The 21,197-nt window shown below is 32.2% G+C and carries 23 protein-coding genes; all 23 read left to right on the top strand.

What is annotated here, in order from left to right:
- Nucleotides 1-3 precede the first annotated feature (3 nt).
- Nucleotides 4-552, top strand: coding sequence for an ATP-binding protein (locus tag ACFWUA_RS08970; protein ID WP_416197681.1), 549 nt, complete (start codon nucleotides 4-6; stop codon nucleotides 550-552).
- Nucleotides 553-724: 172 nt separating this feature from the next.
- On the top strand, nucleotides 725-2,053 hold the full coding sequence (gene rsxC / locus ACFWUA_RS08975) for an electron transport complex subunit RsxC (protein WP_416197682.1): 1,329 nt from the start codon (nucleotides 725-727) through the stop codon (nucleotides 2,051-2,053).
- A gap of 21 nt (nucleotides 2,054-2,074) precedes the next feature.
- Nucleotides 2,075-3,043 carry an RnfABCDGE type electron transport complex subunit D gene (locus tag ACFWUA_RS08980; protein WP_416197683.1) on the top strand — a complete coding sequence of 323 codons (969 nt, stop codon included), beginning with the start codon at nucleotides 2,075-2,077 and terminating at the stop codon, nucleotides 3,041-3,043.
- Nucleotides 3,044-3,625 carry an RnfABCDGE type electron transport complex subunit G gene (locus ACFWUA_RS08985; RefSeq protein ID WP_416197684.1) on the top strand — a complete coding sequence of 194 codons (582 nt, stop codon included), beginning with the start codon at nucleotides 3,044-3,046 and terminating at the stop codon, nucleotides 3,623-3,625.
- Nucleotides 3,626-3,651: 26 nt separating this feature from the next.
- Nucleotides 3,652-4,290, top strand: coding sequence for an electron transport complex subunit RsxE (rsxE, locus tag ACFWUA_RS08990; RefSeq protein WP_416197685.1), 639 nt, complete (start codon nucleotides 3,652-3,654; stop codon nucleotides 4,288-4,290).
- Between the two features lie 18 nt (nucleotides 4,291-4,308).
- Complete coding sequence (gene rsxA / locus ACFWUA_RS08995) at nucleotides 4,309-4,881, top strand: electron transport complex subunit RsxA (protein WP_416197686.1); 573 nt, start codon at nucleotides 4,309-4,311, stop codon at nucleotides 4,879-4,881.
- An 11-nt stretch (nucleotides 4,882-4,892) separates the two neighbouring features.
- The gene (locus ACFWUA_RS09000) at nucleotides 4,893-5,705 is read left to right on the top strand and encodes an RnfABCDGE type electron transport complex subunit B (RefSeq protein ID WP_416197687.1); all 813 of its coding nucleotides are present in this window, start codon (nucleotides 4,893-4,895) and stop codon (nucleotides 5,703-5,705) included.
- 128 nt (nucleotides 5,706-5,833) lie between these two features.
- Complete coding sequence (locus tag ACFWUA_RS09005) at nucleotides 5,834-6,223, top strand: NusG domain II-containing protein (protein ID WP_416197688.1); 390 nt, start codon at nucleotides 5,834-5,836, stop codon at nucleotides 6,221-6,223.
- Nucleotides 6,224-6,239: 16 nt separating this feature from the next.
- A complete protein-coding gene (locus ACFWUA_RS09010) occupies nucleotides 6,240-6,767 on the top strand; it encodes a Gx transporter family protein (RefSeq protein WP_416197689.1) in 528 nt (175 codons plus the stop codon).
- An 8-nt stretch (nucleotides 6,768-6,775) separates the two neighbouring features.
- Nucleotides 6,776-7,357 (top strand): Maf family protein, encoded by a 582-nt coding sequence (locus tag ACFWUA_RS09015; protein ID WP_416197690.1) that lies wholly within the window; start codon nucleotides 6,776-6,778, stop codon nucleotides 7,355-7,357.
- Nucleotides 7,358-7,378: 21 nt separating this feature from the next.
- On the top strand, nucleotides 7,379-8,068 hold the full coding sequence (gene radC / locus ACFWUA_RS09020; protein ID WP_416197691.1) for a RadC family protein: 690 nt from the start codon (nucleotides 7,379-7,381) through the stop codon (nucleotides 8,066-8,068).
- A 25-nt stretch (nucleotides 8,069-8,093) separates the two neighbouring features.
- Nucleotides 8,094-9,125, top strand: coding sequence for a rod shape-determining protein (locus tag ACFWUA_RS09025; RefSeq protein WP_416197692.1), 1,032 nt, complete (start codon nucleotides 8,094-8,096; stop codon nucleotides 9,123-9,125).
- 13 nt (nucleotides 9,126-9,138) lie between these two features.
- Nucleotides 9,139-9,978, top strand: a complete 840-nt coding sequence (gene mreC / locus ACFWUA_RS09030) for a rod shape-determining protein MreC (protein ID WP_416197693.1) — start codon at nucleotides 9,139-9,141, stop codon at nucleotides 9,976-9,978.
- Nucleotides 9,979-9,995: 17 nt separating this feature from the next.
- The gene (mreD, locus tag ACFWUA_RS09035) at nucleotides 9,996-10,496 is read left to right on the top strand and encodes a rod shape-determining protein MreD (protein WP_416197694.1); all 501 of its coding nucleotides are present in this window, start codon (nucleotides 9,996-9,998) and stop codon (nucleotides 10,494-10,496) included.
- A gap of 12 nt (nucleotides 10,497-10,508) precedes the next feature.
- Entirely contained in the window at nucleotides 10,509-13,844 is a 3,336-nt protein-coding gene (locus ACFWUA_RS09040) for a penicillin-binding transpeptidase domain-containing protein (RefSeq protein ID WP_416197695.1), read from the top strand.
- 93 nt (nucleotides 13,845-13,937) lie between these two features.
- Nucleotides 13,938-14,561, top strand: a complete 624-nt coding sequence (minC, locus tag ACFWUA_RS09045) for a septum site-determining protein MinC (RefSeq protein WP_416197696.1) — start codon at nucleotides 13,938-13,940, stop codon at nucleotides 14,559-14,561.
- A gap of 23 nt (nucleotides 14,562-14,584) precedes the next feature.
- Complete coding sequence (gene minD, locus ACFWUA_RS09050; protein WP_416197697.1) at nucleotides 14,585-15,379, top strand: septum site-determining protein MinD; 795 nt, start codon at nucleotides 14,585-14,587, stop codon at nucleotides 15,377-15,379.
- Between the two features lie 14 nt (nucleotides 15,380-15,393).
- The gene (gene minE, locus ACFWUA_RS09055; protein ID WP_416197698.1) at nucleotides 15,394-15,678 is read left to right on the top strand and encodes a cell division topological specificity factor MinE; all 285 of its coding nucleotides are present in this window, start codon (nucleotides 15,394-15,396) and stop codon (nucleotides 15,676-15,678) included.
- 146 nt (nucleotides 15,679-15,824) lie between these two features.
- Nucleotides 15,825-16,688, top strand: a complete 864-nt coding sequence (locus ACFWUA_RS09060; RefSeq protein WP_416197699.1) for a hypothetical protein — start codon at nucleotides 15,825-15,827, stop codon at nucleotides 16,686-16,688.
- Between the two features lie 67 nt (nucleotides 16,689-16,755).
- Nucleotides 16,756-17,820 carry an FAD:protein FMN transferase gene (locus ACFWUA_RS09065; RefSeq protein WP_416197700.1) on the top strand — a complete coding sequence of 355 codons (1,065 nt, stop codon included), beginning with the start codon at nucleotides 16,756-16,758 and terminating at the stop codon, nucleotides 17,818-17,820.
- A 59-nt stretch (nucleotides 17,821-17,879) separates the two neighbouring features.
- On the top strand, nucleotides 17,880-18,551 hold the full coding sequence (locus tag ACFWUA_RS09070; protein ID WP_416197701.1) for a murein hydrolase activator EnvC family protein: 672 nt from the start codon (nucleotides 17,880-17,882) through the stop codon (nucleotides 18,549-18,551).
- Between the two features lie 106 nt (nucleotides 18,552-18,657).
- Complete coding sequence (locus ACFWUA_RS09075; RefSeq protein ID WP_416197702.1) at nucleotides 18,658-20,502, top strand: TIGR03960 family B12-binding radical SAM protein; 1,845 nt, start codon at nucleotides 18,658-18,660, stop codon at nucleotides 20,500-20,502.
- Complete coding sequence (locus ACFWUA_RS09080) at nucleotides 20,499-21,197, top strand: TIGR03936 family radical SAM-associated protein (protein WP_416197703.1); 699 nt, start codon at nucleotides 20,499-20,501, stop codon at nucleotides 21,195-21,197. Before ACFWUA_RS09075 ends, ACFWUA_RS09080 begins: the two co-directional genes overlap by 4 nt.

A 21,197-nucleotide genomic window follows, 5' to 3' on the forward strand; every position in this document is an offset into this window, starting at 1 on the left:
AAATTGAAAGAACTTTCTCTTCATATATTAGATATAGCAAGAAATTCCATAGAAGCAGGTTCAGATATGATATCCATAATAATAGTTGAGGATTTAGAACTGGATTTATTGACAATTGAGATCGAGGACAATGGCAAGGGAATAGACAAGAAATTGATAGACAAAGTAACGGATCCTTTTTTTACTACTAGAAAGACTAGAAGTGTTGGATTAGGATTGGCTCTGGCAAAAGAGTCTGCTATTCACTGTGACGGAAATTTTAAGATTGAATCTGAACAGGGAAAAGGAACTAAAGTTATATTTTCTTATAGATATAGTCATATAGATAGAGCACCTTTAGGAGATATGGGTCAAACTATTATGACATTGATAAGTCTTGATGGTGATATAGAAATTTTATACAGTCATATGTATAATAATGCTCAATTTAATTTCGACACACGAAATGTGAAAAAAGTATTAAATGGAGTAAATATCAATGAACCAAGAGTTCTCATATGGATAAAAGATTATATAAATGAAAGTATTTTAATGCTGCATTCTCAAGTATGATTTGTTATTTTTAGTGCAAAAAGCATATATTATGTACAACAAAGGCTATAAATGTTATAATAGAAATAATTCGATATAAAGGGCCCATTTAAAGGCAATTGGGTCTTTTATATTAGAGAGATATTGTATTTAAATTGTATAATTATTAACAATAAATAAAGAGGTGGGAAGGATGAAACTAGATAATTTGACTTTTAAAGGAGGAGTTCATGTTCCACATAATAAGGAATTGACATCGGGAATTCCCCTAAAAAGGGCAAAAGAACCAGAGATGGTAGTTATACCTTTGCAACAACATATAGGAGCACCTTGTGAAGTTTTAGTCAAAGTTGGAGATTCTGTAAAGGTAGGACAAAAAATTGGACAAGCAAAGGCTTTTGTTTCTGCTCCAATACATTCAAGTGTTTCAGGTATTGTCAAAAAAATTGCTCCTATGGTTTCACCAGTAGGAATGACTGTCAATTGTATAGTGATAGAATCTGATGGTTCCAATGAATTAGATGAAAATATAAAACCAAAAGGCTCTTTAGATTCCTTGTCTCAAAAAGAGATACTTGAAATTATTAAAGAAGCTGGTATTACAGGTATGGGGGGAGCTGGATTTCCGACTCATGTAAAACTTTCTCCACCACCAGAAAAGAAAATTGATACTATTATTATAAATGGGGCTGAATGTGAGCCATATCTTACTTCAGATCACAGGCTTATGGTTGAAAGACCTGAAAAGGTTGTTTTTGGTCTTAAGGCTATAATGAAGGCAGTAGGTGTTGAAAATGGATTTATTGCTATTGAAAACAATAAACCGGATGCATTGAAAGCTATACGTAAAGCTTGTGAAGGAGAAACCAATATAAAGGTAGTGTCTTTAAAGACAAAGTACCCACAGGGAGATGAAAAGCGTATCATAAATGCTGTGACAGGAAGATGTGTTCCATCTGGTGGGCTACCTATGGATGTAGGCGTTGTTGTGGACAATGTAGGAACAGCTAATGCGATTGCTGAGGCAATACTTGAAGGAAAACCTGTATACGAGAGGATAGTGACTGTAACGGGAGAAGGAGTTAAAGAACCTCAAAATTTAATTGTTAAAATTGGGACATCCTTTAAAGAAGTTATAGAACAATGTGGTGGATACAATGGTATTCCTGGTAAAATCATCATGGGTGGACCTATGATGGGAATTTGTCAGTATACTGATGATGTTCCAGTTATAAAGGGGACTTCTGGAATTTTAATATTGTCAGAGGAACAAGCAAAGCCACAGCCTATATCACCTTGTATAAGATGTGGAAAGTGTGTTGAAGTTTGTCCTGTAAATCTACAACCGCTATATTTGAGTAAATATTCATTAAATAGAGATTATGAAAAGGCAGAAGAATTCAATGCATTGGACTGTGTTGAATGTGGGTCTTGTTCTTTTATATGTCCAGCTAAAAGGCCACTAGTAGAATCTATAAGAGTTGCAAAAAGAGAAATTATTGCAAATAGAAAGAAAGCTTAAACTAGATAGGAGGAATTAAACATGGATAATACATTAATTGCCTCTTCATCACCTCACATAAGGTCAGAAGAGACTGTTAGAAGGATAATGTTAGATGTAGTCATTGCACTTTTGCCTGCAGTAATTGGAAGTATATATTTTTTTGGATTTAATGCATTTAAGCTTATTTTAGTTTCTGTTATTTCATCAGTTGTGTTTGAGGCACTAATTCAAAAAGTGTTTAAGAAACCAGTTACAGTAGATGATTTTAGTGCTGTTGTTACAGGAATACTTTTAGCTTTTAATTTGCCAGCTAGTGCACCTTGGTGGCTACCAGTTGTTGGCTCAGCTTTTGCAATCATTGTGGTAAAACAATTTTTTGGAGGTTTAGGTCAAAACTTCATGAATCCAGCACTAGCAGCTAGAGCAATGCTTTTATCATCTTGGCCATCTCTTATGTCAACTTATGTGGCACCAGGGGCAGATGCAGTTACTTCAGCTACACCATTGGCAATCATGAAATATGGTTTTTCAGATGCTGGAGCTTCAGCTTCTGTTGCAGAAGCTGGAAATGTACTACCAGCTCTTAAAGATATGTTTTTAGGAAATATAGCAGGTGCTATTGGAGAGACTTCAGCACTATTGTTATTGATTGGTGCAGCATATTTGCTTATTAGAGGGGTTATTAGTTGGAGAATTCCTTTTGCCTATATAGGTACTACCGTTCTTGTGCTTTTATTGTTTGGAGTTGAAGCTGAATATATACCTTATCATATATTTGCAGGTGGATTGATTTTAGGTGCATTTTATATGGCTACTGACTACTCGTCTTCTCCAGTGACGCCTTGGGGTCAGATAATATTTGGGATAGGAGCAGGATTCTTGACGGCACTTATCAGAGTCAAGGGAGGATATCCAGAAGGTGTTTCCTATTCAATATTGCTTATGAATATAGCTACACCACTCATTGAAAGGTTTACTAAACCTAAAGTATTTGGGGAGGTGAAATAAATGAATGAGACATTGAAACTTGGACTTATTTTATTGTTAATCACATCCATATCAGCAGTAGTTTTGGGATTTTCAAACGATATAACTTCAGTCAAGATTGCTGAAGCAGATAAGATTGCAAATGATAATGCTAGAAAAGAAGTACTTCCTATTGCTAATAAATTTGAAGCTTTAGATGAAAATACTTTTAGTGATATAGTATCATCGAATCCAGATGTTTTAGAGATATATGTAGGAAAAGATGAAGGTGGAAATGTAGTAGGATATACTATAAAGACTATTTCAGGTGGATTTGGTGGAGATATAGAAATAATGACTGGAATATCTACTGAAGATAAAATTACTGGAATGAAAGTATTAAATCATAGTGAAACTCCAGGACTTGGTGCAAAATCAACGACTCCAGAATTTCAAGATAAATTTAGAGATAAATCAACAGAAAATGAATTGGTAGTAGTTAAAGGTGCTTCATCTCAGGCTGCAGAAGTCGAAGCTATAACTGGTGCAACTATTACTTCAAGAGCTGTGACAAGTGGAGTTAATATAGCTATAAAAGTATACAATGACAAATTGTCTAAATAAGAATGTACTTTTGGGAGGTGTAAAAATTGAAGTTATCTCAAGTGTTTCGCAATGGATTGATAAAAGAAAATCCAATATTTGTTCAGCTTATAGGAATGTGTTCTACATTAGCTGTTACTACTTCTGCTGTAAATGGTATAGCTATGGGATTGGCAGTAACAGTAGTTCTAATAGGTTCAAATCTTGTTATATCGCTTATAAGAAATGTTGTGCCAGATAAGATAAGGATTCCATCGTTTGTTGTTGTAATTGCAACATTTGTAACAATAATTGATATGTTTTTGAAAGCTTATTCTCCAACAATTTATAATGCTTTAGGACTATTTATCCCTTTGATTGTTGTTAATTGTATAATATTTGCTAGAGCAGAATCTTTTGCTTCAAAGAATGGTATTTTACCATCCATAGTGGACGGATTAGGAATGGGGCTTGGATATACTCTTGCATTGTTGATATTGGGTAGCATAAGGGAACTTTTGGGTGCTGGGGCATTATTTGGGTATCAAATAATGAGTGCTTCTTATCAACCAGCTTTAATTGCAATCATGCCACCGGGAGCGTTTATTATTCTTGGAATTCTAATTGGTATATTTAATAATATTAGGATGAAGAATGAAAAAAGAGAAAATGAAGTTAAAAACGACAAAGCTAGTGTTGAAGCTTAAGGAAAGGGGGAAAACTAAATGTCTTTATTTACTATATTGATTAGCACTATATTTGTAAACAACTATGTTTTTGCAAGATTTTTAGGTATATGTCCTTTTCTTGGTGTATCAAAGAAAACTGATACTGCCTTTGGAATGGGAGTTGCAGTAACTTTTGTTATTACATTGTCTTCTATTTTAACTTATATTATTCAAAAGGCTATATTAGATAAATTGGGACTAGAATATCTACAGACTATTGTTTTTATATTGGTCATAGCTACATTGGTTCAATTTGTTGAAATGGTAATTAAAAAGACAAGTCCTACACTTTACAATGCTTTGGGAGTATATTTACCACTTATAACTACAAACTGTGTTGTACTTGGTGTGGCAATATTAAATATTCAAGAAGGATACAATTTAATTGAGACTATTGTCAATTCTGTGGGAGCATCTGTAGGTTTTGCATTGGCATTGGTATTGATGGCTGGTGTTAGAGAACAATTGGAATTGGCAGATATTCCAGAAGCATTGAAAGGTTTTCCAATAGCCCTCATATCTGCAGGACTTATGAGCATTGCATTTTTAGGATTTAATGGACTTGTATAGGAGGGAAGAAAATGAGTGCAATATTATATCCATTGTTGGTTTTAGGGGGATTAGGATTGTTGTTTGGTGTGATTCTTTCCCTTGCATCAAAAGCTTTTGCAGTTGAAACAGATCCAAAAGTTGAAGAGATAAGAAGTGTACTTCCTGGTGCCAATTGTGGTGCATGTGGTTTTCCGGGTTGTGATGGTTTAGCTAGTGCAATTGCTGAAGGAAAGGCTCCAGTCAACGGTTGTGCTGTTGGAGGAAAAGCAGTGGCTGATAAGGTTGCAGAAATCATGGGAGTATCAGGGCAAGATACAGAAAAGATGGTAGCTAAAGTATTATGTCAAGGTACTGATTGCAAGGCTATTAAAAAATATGAGTATACGGGGATACAAGATTGCAAAGCTGCAAATATTGTGGCAGGAGGAAACAAAGGCTGTCAATATGGCTGTTTAGGCTTTGGAACATGTAAGGATGTATGCCAATTTGGAGCTATAGAAATAGTTGATGGTATAGCTAATATTGATCCTGAAAAATGTACTTCTTGTGGTCAATGTATAAAAGCTTGTCCTAAAGGAATAATTGAGCTGGTTCCATACAAGCAAAAAGTTATAGTTAAATGTAAGAGCAATGAATTTGGGAAACCAGTTAAAGAAAAGTGTACTATTGGATGTATTGGATGCCAAATGTGCGTTAAGGCATGTCCTACAGATCCAAAAGCTATGCAATTTGAAAACAATTTGGCCCATATAGATTATGAAAAATGTATTAACTGTGGATTGTGTGCACAGAAATGTCCAACAGGTGCTATATGGAGTATTTTGAAAGAAGATATGAAATAAAAGAAGCTTAAAAGACCTATTTTTTAGGTCTTTTTTTTACACATATTCATAAAAATTGTAACTTGTAAACAAATAATATAAGTGGTAAACTTAATATGTGTATTTATAAACAAAAGAAAAAATAAAGGGTGTTTTTGTTGACAAAAGGGGATAAATATTTAATAATTTTTATTATAATAATAAGTGTAGTATCATTATTTTTTGTAAAAAGAGATATATCAAATTATGATAAAAAATATTTCATAATATCTGTTGATGGAAAGGATTATAAGAAAATATATTTTGGCCCAGAAGTGGTGGGCAAGCAAATTTCAGTTAAAACCGAATTTGGATACAATCTAATTGAAATTGGGGATGGAAAGGTAAGGGTTATTGAAGCAGATTGCCCAGACAAGTTAGATGTAAAGCAAGGTTATATTGAAAGGCCAGGAGAAGTTATAGTCTGTTTGCCAAACAAATTGGTTATTGAAATAAAAGGAGAAAGTAAAGATAATGATATAGACTATATTAGTCATTAAGGTGAGTGTTGTATAGATGAAAAATTTGAGAAAACTTGTGTTTTTGTCATTGTTAGTTTCTTTGGGACTGGCACTTAGTATATTGGAGTCTTTTATGCCAATACCTTTTGTTGCTCCTGGGGCAAAGTTGGGATTGTCAAATATGGTAGTACTTGTCACACTTGTAATATTTGGCTTTAAAGAGGCTTTAGCTGTTGGGGTACTTAAGAGTATGCTTTTTAGTTTGGCTACAGGTAGTATTTCTAGCTTGTTTTATAGTTTGTCGGGTTCTGTTTTAAGTTGCATAACGATGTATATTGTATATTCTTATTTTTCAAATATATATAGTTTAATAGGAGTAAGCATTTTTGGAGCTGTAGCACACAATTTAGCTCAAGTTTCTGTAGCTAGTCTTATGATGAAAAATTTAAAGATTTTTTCCTATTTGCCTATTTTGTTGTTGACTAGTCTTTTTACAGGCTATTTTGTAGGGCTATCTTCTATTTTCATAAGTAAAAATTTAAAAAAAAGTTTTCCAAAGAGTTGTGATACAAGTAAAATGTAGGTGATTTCATGAAAAAAATAGTATTGGCCTCAGCTTCTCCTAGAAGGCGAGAACTGATAGAAAAATACAATTTAAAAATTGAAATAGTTAAAAGTACTATTGAAGAAAAAATAGCACAAGGAGAATTGCCAGAGCAAGTAGCTATGTCATTGGCTTATGAAAAAGCCTATGATGTATCTAAGGCATTTCATGACGAAGAAATAATCATAGGGGCAGATACTATAGTAGTTTTTCAAAATGAAATATTAGGGAAGCCTAAAGATTATGAAGAAGCTTTCAATATGCTAAAGATTTTAAGTGGCAGGGCTCATTGTGTAATTACTGGGATAGCAATTGTAAAAGCTAATACAAATGTAAAAGTAGTTGATTATGAAAAAACATCTGTTGTTTTTAAAAGCTTGACAGATGAAAAAATACAAAGATATTTAAATACAGGTGAATATAAAGATAAAGCTGGAGCTTATGGTATTCAAGGGTATGGGGAAATACTTGTGGAAAAAATAGAGGGTTGCTATTCCAATGTAGTAGGTTTGCCAATGCCTAAATTGGAGATGCTTTTAGAAAAATATTTTGGTATTAGCTTATTATAAAATTATGAATGGGTGAGGAATATGGGGGAAAATTATACTATTAAAGATTTGCCATTAAGTGAAAGGCCTAGAGAAAAATTGCATAAATATGGAGTGAATTCTCTGTCTAACGCTGAACTTATTGCCGTTATCATAAGGACTGGGAATAGAGAAGACACTGCTATTGAATTAGGACAAAGGCTAATCAGCATAGACAATACAGGAATTGGATTTTTAGCTGATGCATCTTTTGAAGAGCTGACAAAAGTTAAAGGTATAGGAGAGTGTAAAGCTTCACAAATAATAGCAGCTGTAGAGTTGGGAAAGAGAATTTCAGCTCAAAGAGGTGAAGAAAAGGTTAAAATTGCTTCTCCTATAGATATAGTCAATATACTTATGGAAGATATGAGATATTTGAAAAAGGAACATTTCAAGGTAGCTATACTTGATACCAAAAATCAAATAATAACTATAGAGAATATTTCAGTGGGCAATCTCAATTCTTCTATAGTTCATCCAAGAGAGGTATTTAATGCTGCTATAAGAAGGAGTGCCAATTCGATTATACTTATTCACAATCATCCCAGTGGGGACCCTACGCCAAGCAAGGAAGATATAAATATAACCAATAGACTAATTGAGTCAGGAAATATTTTGGGAATAAAAGTGTTAGACCATATTGTCATAGGAGATAATAAGTATATAAGTTTTAAAGAAAGAAATATAATATAAGATATGGAAGGAAGGAGCAAAAAATATGGGATTATTCAGTGCTTTTACTAAAGATATGGGAATTGATTTGGGTACAGCAAATACTCTAGTATATATAAAAGGTAAGGGAATTGTTACGAGAGAGCCTTCTGTTGTGGCTATTCAGACCAATACAAAGGAAGTATTAGCTGTAGGTGAAGAAGCTAAAAAGATGATAGGAAGAACACCTGGACATATTGTAGCTATAAGACCATTAAAAGATGGTGTTATTGCAGACTTTGATATAACACAAAATATGTTGAAATATTTTATTAGAAAAGCTAATCAAAAGAAATCTATCTTCCAACCTAGAGTGGTTGTATGTGTGCCTTCTGGCGTGACTGAAGTCGAAAAGAGAGCTGTTGAAGAAGCTACAATTCATGCTGGAGCAAGGGATGCTTATCTTATAGAAGAGCCAATGGCTGCAGCAATTGGAGCTGGACTGCCAGTTCATGAAGCTACTGGTAGTATGATAGTAGATATAGGTGGAGGAACTACAGAAGTAGCTATTATTTCTTTAGGTGGAATAGTGACTAGCAAGTCCATAAGAATTGGTGGGGACGAGTTAGACGAATCAATAGTTTATTATATAAAGAAAGAATATAGCTTGATGATAGGTGAAAGGACTGCAGAAGAAGTAAAGATAGTTATTGGCTCTGCAGATGGTGGAAATAAGGAAACTAAAATGCAGATAAGAGGACGAGATCTCATAAGTGGACTTCCTAAAACTATCGAGATTACTTCATCGGAAATCCACGAGGCTATGAAAGAACCCATATCAAATATTATAGATGCTATCAAATTTACTCTAGAAAAGACCCCTCCAGAATTGGCCTCAGATATTATGGAACAAGGTATTATGCTTACTGGTGGTGGTGCATTGCTAAATGGAATTGATAGACTTATAAAAAGTGAGACAGGAATGCCTGTTCATATAGCTGAAGATCCTCTTGATTGTGTGGCGATAGGTACGGGAAGGGCTTTAGAGAGCATAGAAATATTAAAGAAGACTACATCAAACAATAAAAGATTAGGTTAAGTGGTGATATAATATGTCAATATTTAAAAAATATAAAGATAGAATGATAGTGACTATAGTTGCTATCATTCTCATTATTGTAATTGGCATGACGAGTAGTGGGAGACTTAAAATTACAGGTATTGAAAAAATTATAGGGAATATATTATCTCCAGTAGAAAAGGTTTTTTTTAATATTGGGAGATCTATTTCTAATGCTTTCAGTACCATAGGGAATATAAGAAAGATGAAAAATGAAAATGAAGAATTGAAAAAAGAAATTGCAAAATTAGAAGAAGAAAATATGAGATATGAAGATATCATTGCTAAATCTGATTTTTTAAAAAATGAACTAGATTTAAAAAGAAATACTAAATTTAATTTAATAGAAGCTCAAGTTATAGGGAAAGAGCCTGGAAATTGGTTTGACAGATTTATTATAGACAAAGGTCTTAAAGATGGAATAAATAAAGGTGATACTGTCATTCAAGGGGTAGAAGTTGAGCAAAATATTGTTAAAGAGGGTATAGTAGGTAGAGTGGCTGATGTAGGAGATAATTGGGCAAAGGTAGTATCCATTGTTGATGAAACCAACAACATATCTTTTAAAACTATAAGAACTCAAGATGGGGGAATAATATCTGGTAGTATTGACAATGAATTGAAAGGATATCTTTTTGATAGTAAGGCAGATGTAGTAAAGGGAGACAAGCTATTCACATCAGGTCTTGGAGGAGTGTTTGTTAAGGATTTGTACATTGGGGAAATAAATGATGTTGTCAAAAAAGATGAGGATTTGATGAAACAAATATCTGTTACTCCTGCTGTTGATTTTAAGAAAATTTATAAAGTTTATGTTATATCCAATAAATAGAAAAGAGGTATATAAATTTGCAAGGATTTTTAATGTTTATAATTGTTTTAGCAAATTTTATATTGCAAAGTACCGTTTTTCAGCACCTAGGTATACTTGGCGTCATACCAAATACGACCTTGATAATAATAGTTTGTATAGCTATTTTGAAAGGTAAAAAGGTTGGGGGAATAGTAGGAGTTTTGGCTGGACTACTTCAAGATATTATTTTTAGTACAACTATAGGTCCAAATGCTTTTGTATATTTTTTTATTGGATATTTTGTTGGTATGATGGAGCAAAAATTTTACAAAGAAAGCTCATTTATTCCTTTTATTTTTACAGCTGTTTCTACGATTGCTTATCATGGATTGTATTTTGTAGTTGTCTATTTTCTTGGTATAAATATTCGTTTTCCACTTTTTTTGAAAAATGTTGTACTAATTGAAATATTGTATAATAGTATTTTAGCAATTCCTATTTATAAATGGTTTTCTAATATTTTTGTAGTCCCTTCTATACGTTTTGGAAGGAGATAGGAGTGAGGTATTTTGAAATTTTTGGAGAAATTAAAGGATAGATACAATATAATCATGATAGTTATATCAGCTATGTTGGTAGTTCTTTTGTTTAGATTGGCAACTTTGACTATAGTTGAAGGAGATAAATATAGGGAGATGTCCGACAACAAAAGGGTTAAGGAAATTGCCACAACTGCTCCACGTGGTGAGATTAGAGATAGGTATGGGAGATTGCTTGCTGGGAATAAGCCTAGCTTTACTGTTCAAATTCTTAAGGATGAGTTAAATATAACGGATAAAAAAAAGAAAAATGAAGTGATTTTAAATTTGGTTAGACTACTTGAAGAAGATGGCGTAGATTATATTGATGAATTTCCTATTGAATTAAATAAATTTAAATATATAGATGAAAATGAATATTCAGGAGATTTGTCTGATCCTGAAGATATGATTATAGATATTATAGTTGAAAACAATTTGCTGAAAGAAATATTAGATACCTATTATGTTAGGGATAATGAGGGACATTTTCAATATTTGACTGTAAATAAAGCAATTCATGCTCTTCAGAATAAAGGTTTAGAGGTGCCTATATTGACTGATTTCAATGGGGAAAATGTGTTGCTATCTTTTGATGAAACTAAAGATATAGATAAATGGAAGTTAGAAAACAACTTGCCTCCCAATATAGAACCTAAAGATGCACTTTTAAGACTTATAGATAATGACAAAAGCATTGTAAGAAAGATAATAGATCACCCTATTTCTAGAGAATTAACTTACAATTTTTTAAGAAGCAGAGGTTTTATAAATAATATAGAAATGGTTCCATATTCTCTTACTTATGAAGATGAATATATTGAGCAAAAAAGAAATCTTATGAGAAATTATAGCGGAATCACTATGAATTCTAGTGGCGAAGATGATTTTGTGAATATTGTACTTGAGACAAATATAAAGGAATTGTTGGAAGTAGTGGTTGAAGAAACAGATGAAAAAGGAAATGTAAAAAAAAGAGTTGTACCTGGAGAAGTGCTCATTAGAAAAATTGAAGAAAGTGGAGAGAAGTGTCCAGTAACTTTTGAAATTGACGAAGAAAACAAAAGAGTAGTTTATAAATATTCAGATAAGTCACGATCTAAAGAGCTTACTCCAATAAATTATCTTATAGAACAAGGTAAAAAGACAAAGGCTATAAATGCTATGATTACTGACAAATCTATAAAAGGCACTGCTCAGGAAATACTCTTAGAAAATGGCATAAATCCTAAGATATCTGTATCAAATTTAGAATATGTATCAATTAACAATAAAAAAGATTGGTATAAAAGATTTAAAATACCTGAAGATTATGATGTTGATAAAGCATTTAATTTTTTAAGAGATAATTTTAAGATAAGTGACAAATTGAGTAAGTATGAGATAAGGTCTATGTTACTTATATATGAACAATTGAGTAAGCAAGGATATATGGCTTATAAGCCAATAAATATTGCCTATGGTATAAAAGATACAACAGTAGCTAAAATTGAAGAAGGTGGCATGGATCTTCCTGGTGTAAGTGTTTCAATTGAACCAGTAAGATATTATCCAATGGGGACCACTGCAGCTCATATACTAGGTTATATAGGGAAGATATCTCAACCAAATGAAATTAAAAAATATATTGATGAAAAGAAGTATTCACCAAATGATTTAATTGGTAAGACAGGAGTTGAAGAAAAATTTGAAGATAAACTCAAGGGCAAGGATGGGATAAAGAAAGTTGAAGTAGATGTTCTTGGAAATACTATCAATGTTTTAGATGAAAAAAAAGCTATACCAGGAAACAATTTATATTTGACTATAGATTCTGATCTTCAGAAAGTAGCTGATGAGTCTCTAAAATATGGTCTTGAACAAATTCGAGTTGGTGGTGTATATGAGAGCAAATGGGGGAATTATAAATTTGGGACAAATAAAAAGGAAGGAAGGCCTTATGTAAACGCAACATCTGGAGCAGTAGTTGCAATTGATGTAAAGACAGGAGAAGTATTGGCTATGTCAAGCTATCCTTCTTATGATCCAAATTTATTTGCAACAGGTATTTCTAGTGCTGATTGGGCTAGCCTTTTTCCAGAAAATGATGAAGATCCACTGGCTCCAAGACCACTTTACAATATTGCTACACAGACTGCTATTCAACCTGGTTCTACATTTAAAATGATAACGGGTTTGGCGGCTCTTGAAAATGGTTTTAGCCCTACAAAGACCATAAGAGATATGGGTTACGTAGATATCGGGACTAAGAGATTTGGTTGTTGGATTTGGAACAGTCATAGGGGAACTCATGGGGCAGAAAATCTTTATGATGCACTTAAAGATTCTTGTAACTATTATTTTTATTCATTGACTCTTGGAAAAAATCCTCGAACTGGAGAGGGACTAGGTATGAAAGTAGATATTGAGGATATTGTACGATTGGCTAAAGAATTTGGTATGAATGATAAAACTGGAATAGAAATAGATATACCTAGTGAGGCTCATGGTGGAGTTCCAGATCCGGAAAGAAAGGTTGCAAATGCAAAGGCTACTTTGAAAAGATATCTAAACCAAAATTTTAAAAAATACTTGAAATCTGATGTATCCTTATCGGATTCTGAAATTAAAAAAGATATAGAGGAAATAATCAGTTGGCTGGAATATGAAGAACCTCTTACAAGGGGAGAAGTATTTAGACGATTGGACAAGATGGGAATAGATCCTGAAAAAAAACTAGATGGAGAAAGTGAGGGACTTGTTGATAAGATAAAATATTCTTATTTAAATCAAGCTGGATGGAGTGTAGCAGATACTTTGAATATTTCTATAGGTCAAGGACAAAATGCTTATACTCCAATACAAATGGCAAATTATATAGCCATATTAGCTAATGGAGGATATAAGCACAATGTAAGTTTAGTGGATAGTATCAAAAACTATGACAATACAAAAACTGTATATAAAGGAGAGAGAAATAAAGAGAGAATACAATTAAATAACTATGAAAATTTGGAACATTTAAAATTGGGAATGAGAAAAGTTGTCACAGAAGGTACTGCTAGAAGTACTTTTTCAGGTTTTCCAATATCAGTAGCTGCCAAAACTGGTACAGCACAAAAGAGCGGAAGAAACCCTGCTACAGGTGCTTTCTACGACGATTTTGCGTGGTTTGTTGCTTTTGCACCTTATGAAGATCCTGAAATTGCAGTTGCTGTAGTGTTGTTCCAAGGTGGAAGTGGAGGATATGCAGGACCTATTGCTAGAGATGTAATAGCTGAATACCTTGGGTTAAATAAAGAAGAAGTAAAAGAAAAATTGCCCTTTACAACTGAATTGGCTAGGTAGAATACCTTCCAGTTCAGTTTTTTTTCAATAAAAAGAAGGAATTAAAGATAATATGAAGAATATAAACAATGAAAGTTTTCTGGAGGTAATAAAATGAATCAAGATCTAGTAGTGTTCAAAGGAACTCAAGATGGTTTATATATCTATATAAAAGATGGAAATTTCAATTCAATAAAAAAGGAACTGGATAAAAAATTAAAAAATTCCATATCATTTTTTGAGGGGGGGCAAATAATTGATTTTAAAGGTAGAAAGCTTTCAGAAGATGAAGAAAATGAATTGAGAAGAATAATAAAAGATAAATATAAAATAAAAATTGCAGAAGGGGTAAAAGAAGAAGTAAAAGAAGAAGTAGAAATTTTTAAGGGAATAGGGGAAGGAATGACAAAATTTGTAAAAACTACATTAAGATCTGGTCAGTTCATCAGCTATAAAGGGAATGTAGTTATATTTGGAGATTTAAATCCTGGTTCAGTAGTTGAAGCTTGGGGAAATATCGTGGTATTAGGAACATTGAGAGGTATAGCTCATGCTGGAAGTAATGGGAATAAAGAAGCTATTGTTGCTGCATTTCATCTTCAACCCACTCAACTTAGAATTGCAAACTTTATTGCTAGATGTCCAGATGAAGAAAATGCAGAAGAATCTAAATGGCCAGAAATAGCTAAAATAGAAGGTGAAGAAGTAATCATTGAAACATATTTACCGAAAAAATAAATTGAAGAGGAGGCAGGAAAAATATGGGAAAAGTGATAGTCATAACTTCAGGTAAAGGGGGAGTTGGTAAAACTACTACTACAGCTAATATTGGAACTGGACTTGCAATGCTTGGGAACAAGGTTGTAGTTTTAGATGCAGACATTGGATTGAGGAATTTGGATGTAGTTATGGGATTGGAAAATAGAATAGTTTATGACTTAGTAGATGTAGTTGAAAAGAATTGTCGATTGAAACAAGGGCTCATTAAGGACAAGCGCTATGATAGTTTATATTTATTGCCTGCAGCACAGACAAAAGATAAAAATGCTGTAAAACCTGAACAGATGTTGGAACTTACTCATGAGTTGAGGGAGGAATTTGATTTTGTCTTAATCGATTCTCCTGCTGGTATAGAGCAAGGCTTTCAAAATGCAATTGTTGGAGCTGATGAAGCTGTAATTGTTACAACACCTGAAATTTCAGCAGTGAGGGATGCAGATAGAGTTATAGGCCTTTTAGAAGCAAAAGGCTTACATAATCCGAAGCTCATCATAAATAGAATTAGACCAGATATGGTTAAAAAAGGTGATATGATGAATATAGACGATATGATAGATATATTGGCTATAGATTTATTAGGTGTTGTTCCTGATGATGAAGCCATAGTTATTTCTACAAATAAAGGTGAACCCGTTGTAACTGATGAAAAAGCTATGTCTGGGAAAGCATACCAAAATATTTGTAGAAGGATATTGGGGGAGGAAGTAGAACTTCTAAATTTTGATTCTGAAGAAGGAAAATTTTCTAGGATAATGAAAATTTTGTTTGGTAAATAAAAGGGGGAATTTCCTTGGATCTGTTAAAAATTTTTTCTAAGAACAATACAAATAGTAAAACAGTAGCAAAAGAAAGATTAAAATTAGTACTTATCAATGATAGAGCAGATATTTCTCCTAAGTTTATTGAAATGCTCAAAAGTGATATAACTAGGGTTGTATCTGAATATATGGTAATAGATGAAGAAGGCTTTGATATAAAGCTTACTCGAACGAAAAGGGAAAGCGATGATGCTCCTATACCTGCTTTAGTTGCTAATATACCAATAGTAAAAGTAAAAGAAAAAAATATAAAATAAAGTTTCTAAATTATTTATTTAAATACTAAAACCAAAACAATGTTGACTTTATTGGTCTAACTTTGTATAATATGTATCATAGTATACTATTTTAGTCTAACTTCGATAATTAAATGTTGTTATGCAAAAATTGAGGAGGGTGACAAATGAAGAAGAAATATTTAGCATTGGCTTTGGTTTTAGTTTTATCTTTAGCTGTATTTTCAGGTTGTTCTGAAAAAGAAGCTAAGGTTCCAGTAAAAGAAGGTAGTGGAGAAACTGCAACAAGTAGTTTGAAAGATGGAAAGTACTTAGTTAAGATGCCAGTTAGTGAGCATGGAAATTATCCAATGGCAACTTTAGAAGTTAAAAATGGAGAAATTATTTCATTCGATTACAACGAATATTTTGCAGAAACTGGCGAAGAAAAGAATGAATCAAACTATAATTACCAAGAAGGAATAGAAGTTATTAAAAATTTAAATGAACAATTTATGGAAAAGAAAGATGTTGACAGTATTGACTACGATGCAGTATCAGGAGCTACTCACACAAAAGCAAGTTTTAAAGAAGTTGTAAATGCTTTGTTAGAAAAAGCTAGAAAAGGTGAAACATATGAACCTGTATTTAAAGATGGGGTATATGAAGCTAAAGCTGATGAGGCTTCTCATGGTTGGTTAGCTCAAATTAAAATAGTTGTTAAAGAAGGAACTATTGTAGGAGTAAATTATGAAGAAGTAGCAGTTGAAGATATGGAAGGGCAAAAGGTTGTAGTTGATGAAGAAAACAAACCTGTTATAGGTGATGATGGAAATCCAAAGACAGAACCAACACAAATAAAAACTGGAGATATTAAATCAATGGAAAATTATGCTTATTTGCCATCACTAGATACAGCTGCAGCACTTGAAAAACAAATTATTGACAACAACGGAGTAGAAAATTTAAATCTAGATGCAATATCAGGGGCAACTCATACTAGAGATAATGTCATAAGTTTAGCAACAAAAGCATTAGAGAATGCGAAATAGTATAAATTAGATTATAGTAGAAAACCCTAACATATGTTAGGGTTTTTGAATTTCTAGGAAGAAAGGGATGAATATGAAATACGAATTTAAGATAGTTTTTGCTTTGGTTGTACTTATTTGTCTATGCATAGTAGTTACGGGATGTGAAAGGCAAACTGTGGGTGAGCCAATATCTAAAACTGAATTCATGATGAATACAGTCATGACAATAAAAATATATGATAGCAAAGATGAAAAAATACTTGAAGAAGTATTTGATAGATTGAGAGAAATTGAAAATAGAATGAGTAAGACTATATCAGATAGCGATGTAAGTAAAATAAATCAAAATGCAGGTAAGAACCCAGTTAAAGTTCATAAAGATGTATATTATGTTCTAAAAAAATCGATAGAATTTGCTGAATTGACTGATGGAGCCTATGATCCTACTATAGGTCCACTGGTGGAACTTTGGAATATCAAAGAAGAAGGGGAAAATGAAGTTCATTCAATTCCAGAAAAAGAAAAAATAGTTGAGGCTATGAACAAAGTAGATTATAGAAAACTGGAATTGTTAGATGACAACAATGTTTTATTAAAAGAAGAAGGAATGATAATAGATTTGGGAGGAATAGTTAAAGGGTATGCTGCGGATGAAGTCAAAAAGATTTTGAAACAAAAAGGCGTAAATAGTGCAATAATAGATTTGGGAGGCAATGTTTATGCTTATGGAGAAAAACCTAAGGACAAGTATTGGAAGATAGGAATTCAAAATCCTTTTGAATTTAGAGGAAATTATATTGGTATCATGAGTGTGGTTGACAGTTCTATAGTTACATCAGGAGATTATGAAAGATACTTTGAAGTGAATGGTAAAAGATATCATCATATCATTGATCCAAAAACAGGCTATCCAGCAGAAAGTGGATTGTCTGCAGTAAGTGTTGTGACTAAGAATTCAATAGATGGAGATGCCCTTTCCACATCTCTTTTCATACTAGGAAGAGAGAAGGGCACTGAATTGATTAAAAAACTTGAAAATGTTGATGCAATTTTTATAGCTAAAGATGGTAAAACTTATATTTCGCCTGATTTGAAAGATAAATTTGAGTTGAAAAATAAGAAATTTAATATAATTAATAATGAATATTAATGAGAATAAAACCCACCTATTATAAATATCATATTAGTAGATATTAGGTGGGTGATATTATGCGGAAAAAAAGTAGTGCAAGGAAACGTGTAAACTATAAAAAATTTTATAAAGATAAGCACTTTTATAAAAAGCAATTAAATAAGTTGATTGCTGCTATTGTTATTTTAATTATCTTAATACTTATGAAAAAGATAAATACTAAATTTACGAACAATGTCATAAGGATTGTAAATGAAAATATAAATTATGAATTTAGTTTTAAAGAGGATGGTAAAAAGATATTGAAAAAATCAAAAGTAGTGCTGAAATTACCAGAGAAAATAATTTCGGTATTTAAATTTGATGAGGACAAAGATGAAGTCGTGCCACCTGTTGAGGGGAAAGTTTACAAACCTTTTGGAGAATTGAAAAACTCTAAAGGTAAATATAACAAGGGAATAGATATCATACCGGAAAATAGTAGCGACATTTTATCTATTGGTGATGGCGTTGTTAAGAGTATAGAAAATAAAAATAGTAGAGGATATTATGTCACAATCAAATATGATGATTATGAAGCAGTCTATGGACATTTAGATAAAGTAGAGGTATCTGCTGGATGTACTGTTTCTAAAGGTGAAAAGATTGGTTCTTTGGGAGATTTTAGTGAGGGAAATAGATATCTACATTTTGAAATATGGAAGGATGGAAGTCCTATAAATCCAATTGATGTTGTAAGATTAAATTGAAAAGCAGCTTTGCTGCTTTTTTTTAAACAATTATATTAAAAGACTATTAAAAAAACATAAAAAGTGTTAATATAATACTTACAGAAAAATTATGAAAGGTGATTATATGATTGATTTAGAAAAACTAGAAAGAGTACTAAATAGAGTTGAAAAACCAGCAAGATATATAGGTATGGAACAAAATATGATAAAAAAAGATTTAAGCAACATGAATGTAAAGTTCGTCTTTGCATTTCCAGATGTATATGATGTAGGAATGTCTCATTTAGGTCTTCACATTCTATATAATCTTTTGAATGAAAGGGAAGATTATTGCTGTGAAAGAGTTTTTGCTCCATGGATTGATATGGAAAAAGAAATGAAAAAAGAAGGAATACCTTTATTTTCATTGGAAAATAAGGAGCCAATAAAAAACTTTGATTTTGTTGGTTTTACTTTGCAATATGAAATGAGTTATACAAATATTGTAAATATGCTTCATTTGGGGGATATTCCTATATTTTCAAAGGATAGAGGAGATTTAGATCCTTTTGTTATGGCTGGAGGACCTTGTGTGTACAATCCAGAGCCACTAGCAGATATAGTAGATATATTTGTTATAGGAGAAGGAGAGGAAGTTACTCTTGAGATACTTGATGAATATAAAGATTGGAAAAAATCAGGTTTAGATAGGGATGAGTTTTTAAAGAGAATTAGTAGTATCGAAGGTGTATATATTCCTAAATTCTTTAGTGTCGAATACAATGATGATTTTACAATAAAATCTATAGAGCCCAATATTCAAGGTGTACCACAAAAAGTAAAAAAGAGAATTATGAAAGATTTAGATAGCTCTTATTATCCTGAAAAAATGCTAGTCCCTTATATAGAAACTGTACACAGTAGAATAGCTTTAGAAATATTTAGAGGTTGTACTAGAGGATGTAGGTTTTGTCAGGCTGGTATGATTTATAGACCTGTAAGGGAGAGAAATATAGATACATTGATAGAACATTCACAAAAATTGGTAGAATCTACAGGATATGAAGAAATATCTCTTATTTCATTGAGTTCCTGTGATTATTCTGAATTAGAAATTCTTATTAGACAACTCATGAGTAAATACAATGACAAAAAGATAGGTATATCTCTTCCATCTTTGAGATTAGATAGTTTTACACAAGAAGTTATTCAAGAAATAGAAAAGGTGAGGAAAACAGGGCTTACTTTTGCACCAGAAGCAGGCAGTCAAAGACTTAGAGATGTTATCAACAAGGGAGTTACAGAAGAAGATTTGGAAAGGACTGTTACTTACGCTTTTAATGAGGGCTGGTCAAGGGTAAAATTATATTTTATGATTGGATTACCCACAGAGACTGATGAGGATATTCTTGGAATAAAGGAATTGGGATATAAAGTAAAGGATATATTTTTTAGCATACCAAAGGATAAGAGAAGAGGAAATTTTAGTGTGACTGTCAGTACATCTTGCTTTGTTCCAAAGCCTTTTACGCCCTTTCAGTGGGTTGGACAGAATACTATAGATGAATTCAATAGGAAAATAAATATATTAAAAGATTCTATTAGGGACAAAAAAGTTGTGTATAATTATCATGATCCTGATTTGAGCTTTTTAGAAGCAGTGCTAGCAAGGGGAGATAGAAGACTTTCAAAGGTACTAGTTAGTGCTTGGGAAAAGGGCTGTAAATTTGATGGCTGGTCAGAATTGTTTGATTTTGAAAAATGGATGGAAGCTTTTAAAGAAACTGGTATCGATCCAGATTTTTATGCCATAAGGGAGAGAAGTTTTGATGAAGTATTTCCATGGGATTTCATTGATCCAGGAGTATCAAAAGATTATTTATTAAATGAATATAAAAAAGCACTAAATGGGGAATTGACAAGAGATTGTAGACTTGGTTGTACAGGATGTGGTATAAATAAAAGTTTTACAGGTGGTGTATGCAATTGATTTTAAGAGTTAAATTTACAAAAGAAAATTATTTAAAATATATTTCCCACTTAGATACGATGAGACTTTTTCAAAGGGCATTTAGAATAGCTGATATTCCTATAAGGTATTCAGAAGGATTTAACCCACATCCTAAATTTTCTATAGGCTCAGCTCTTTCTTTGGGCATATCAAGTGAAGGAGAATATATGGATATAGAATTAGAAGAAAAAATGCCAGTAGAAAAATTTATGGATAGGATGAATAGGGCATTGCCAGATAATATGAGGATTGTAAAGGGAAACTATGTAGATGGAAGTTCATCTATTTCCTCGATTATTTCTTGGGGATTTTACAATATATCTTTCAAGTTGGAAAATACGCTCAATTTCGAAGAAGTACAAAGTGAAATAGAGAAATTTTTGTCTTTAGATGAAATAATCGTGAAAAAAGAGAAACGAAAAAAAGGTAGAATATATGAAAAAGAGGAGAATATCAGAGAACAGATAGGAAATTTAAATTTCAAAAATTTAGAAGATGACAAAGTTGAGATAGAAATTTTATTGAAAACAGGAGATAGTGGGAATTTAAAACCTATAGATTTTTTAAAAGCTTTAGAAAATTATACAGATATAAAAATAGTATATGATACTGTCAAAATTCATAGGATTGAGCTATATAGTGAAAGAGACAACAAGATAGAAAGTCCATTATAG

Origin of the sequence: Sporanaerobacter sp. (assembly GCF_047830725.1) — a bacterium.
GTDB lineage: Bacteria > Bacillota > Clostridia > Tissierellales > Sporanaerobacteraceae > Sporanaerobacter.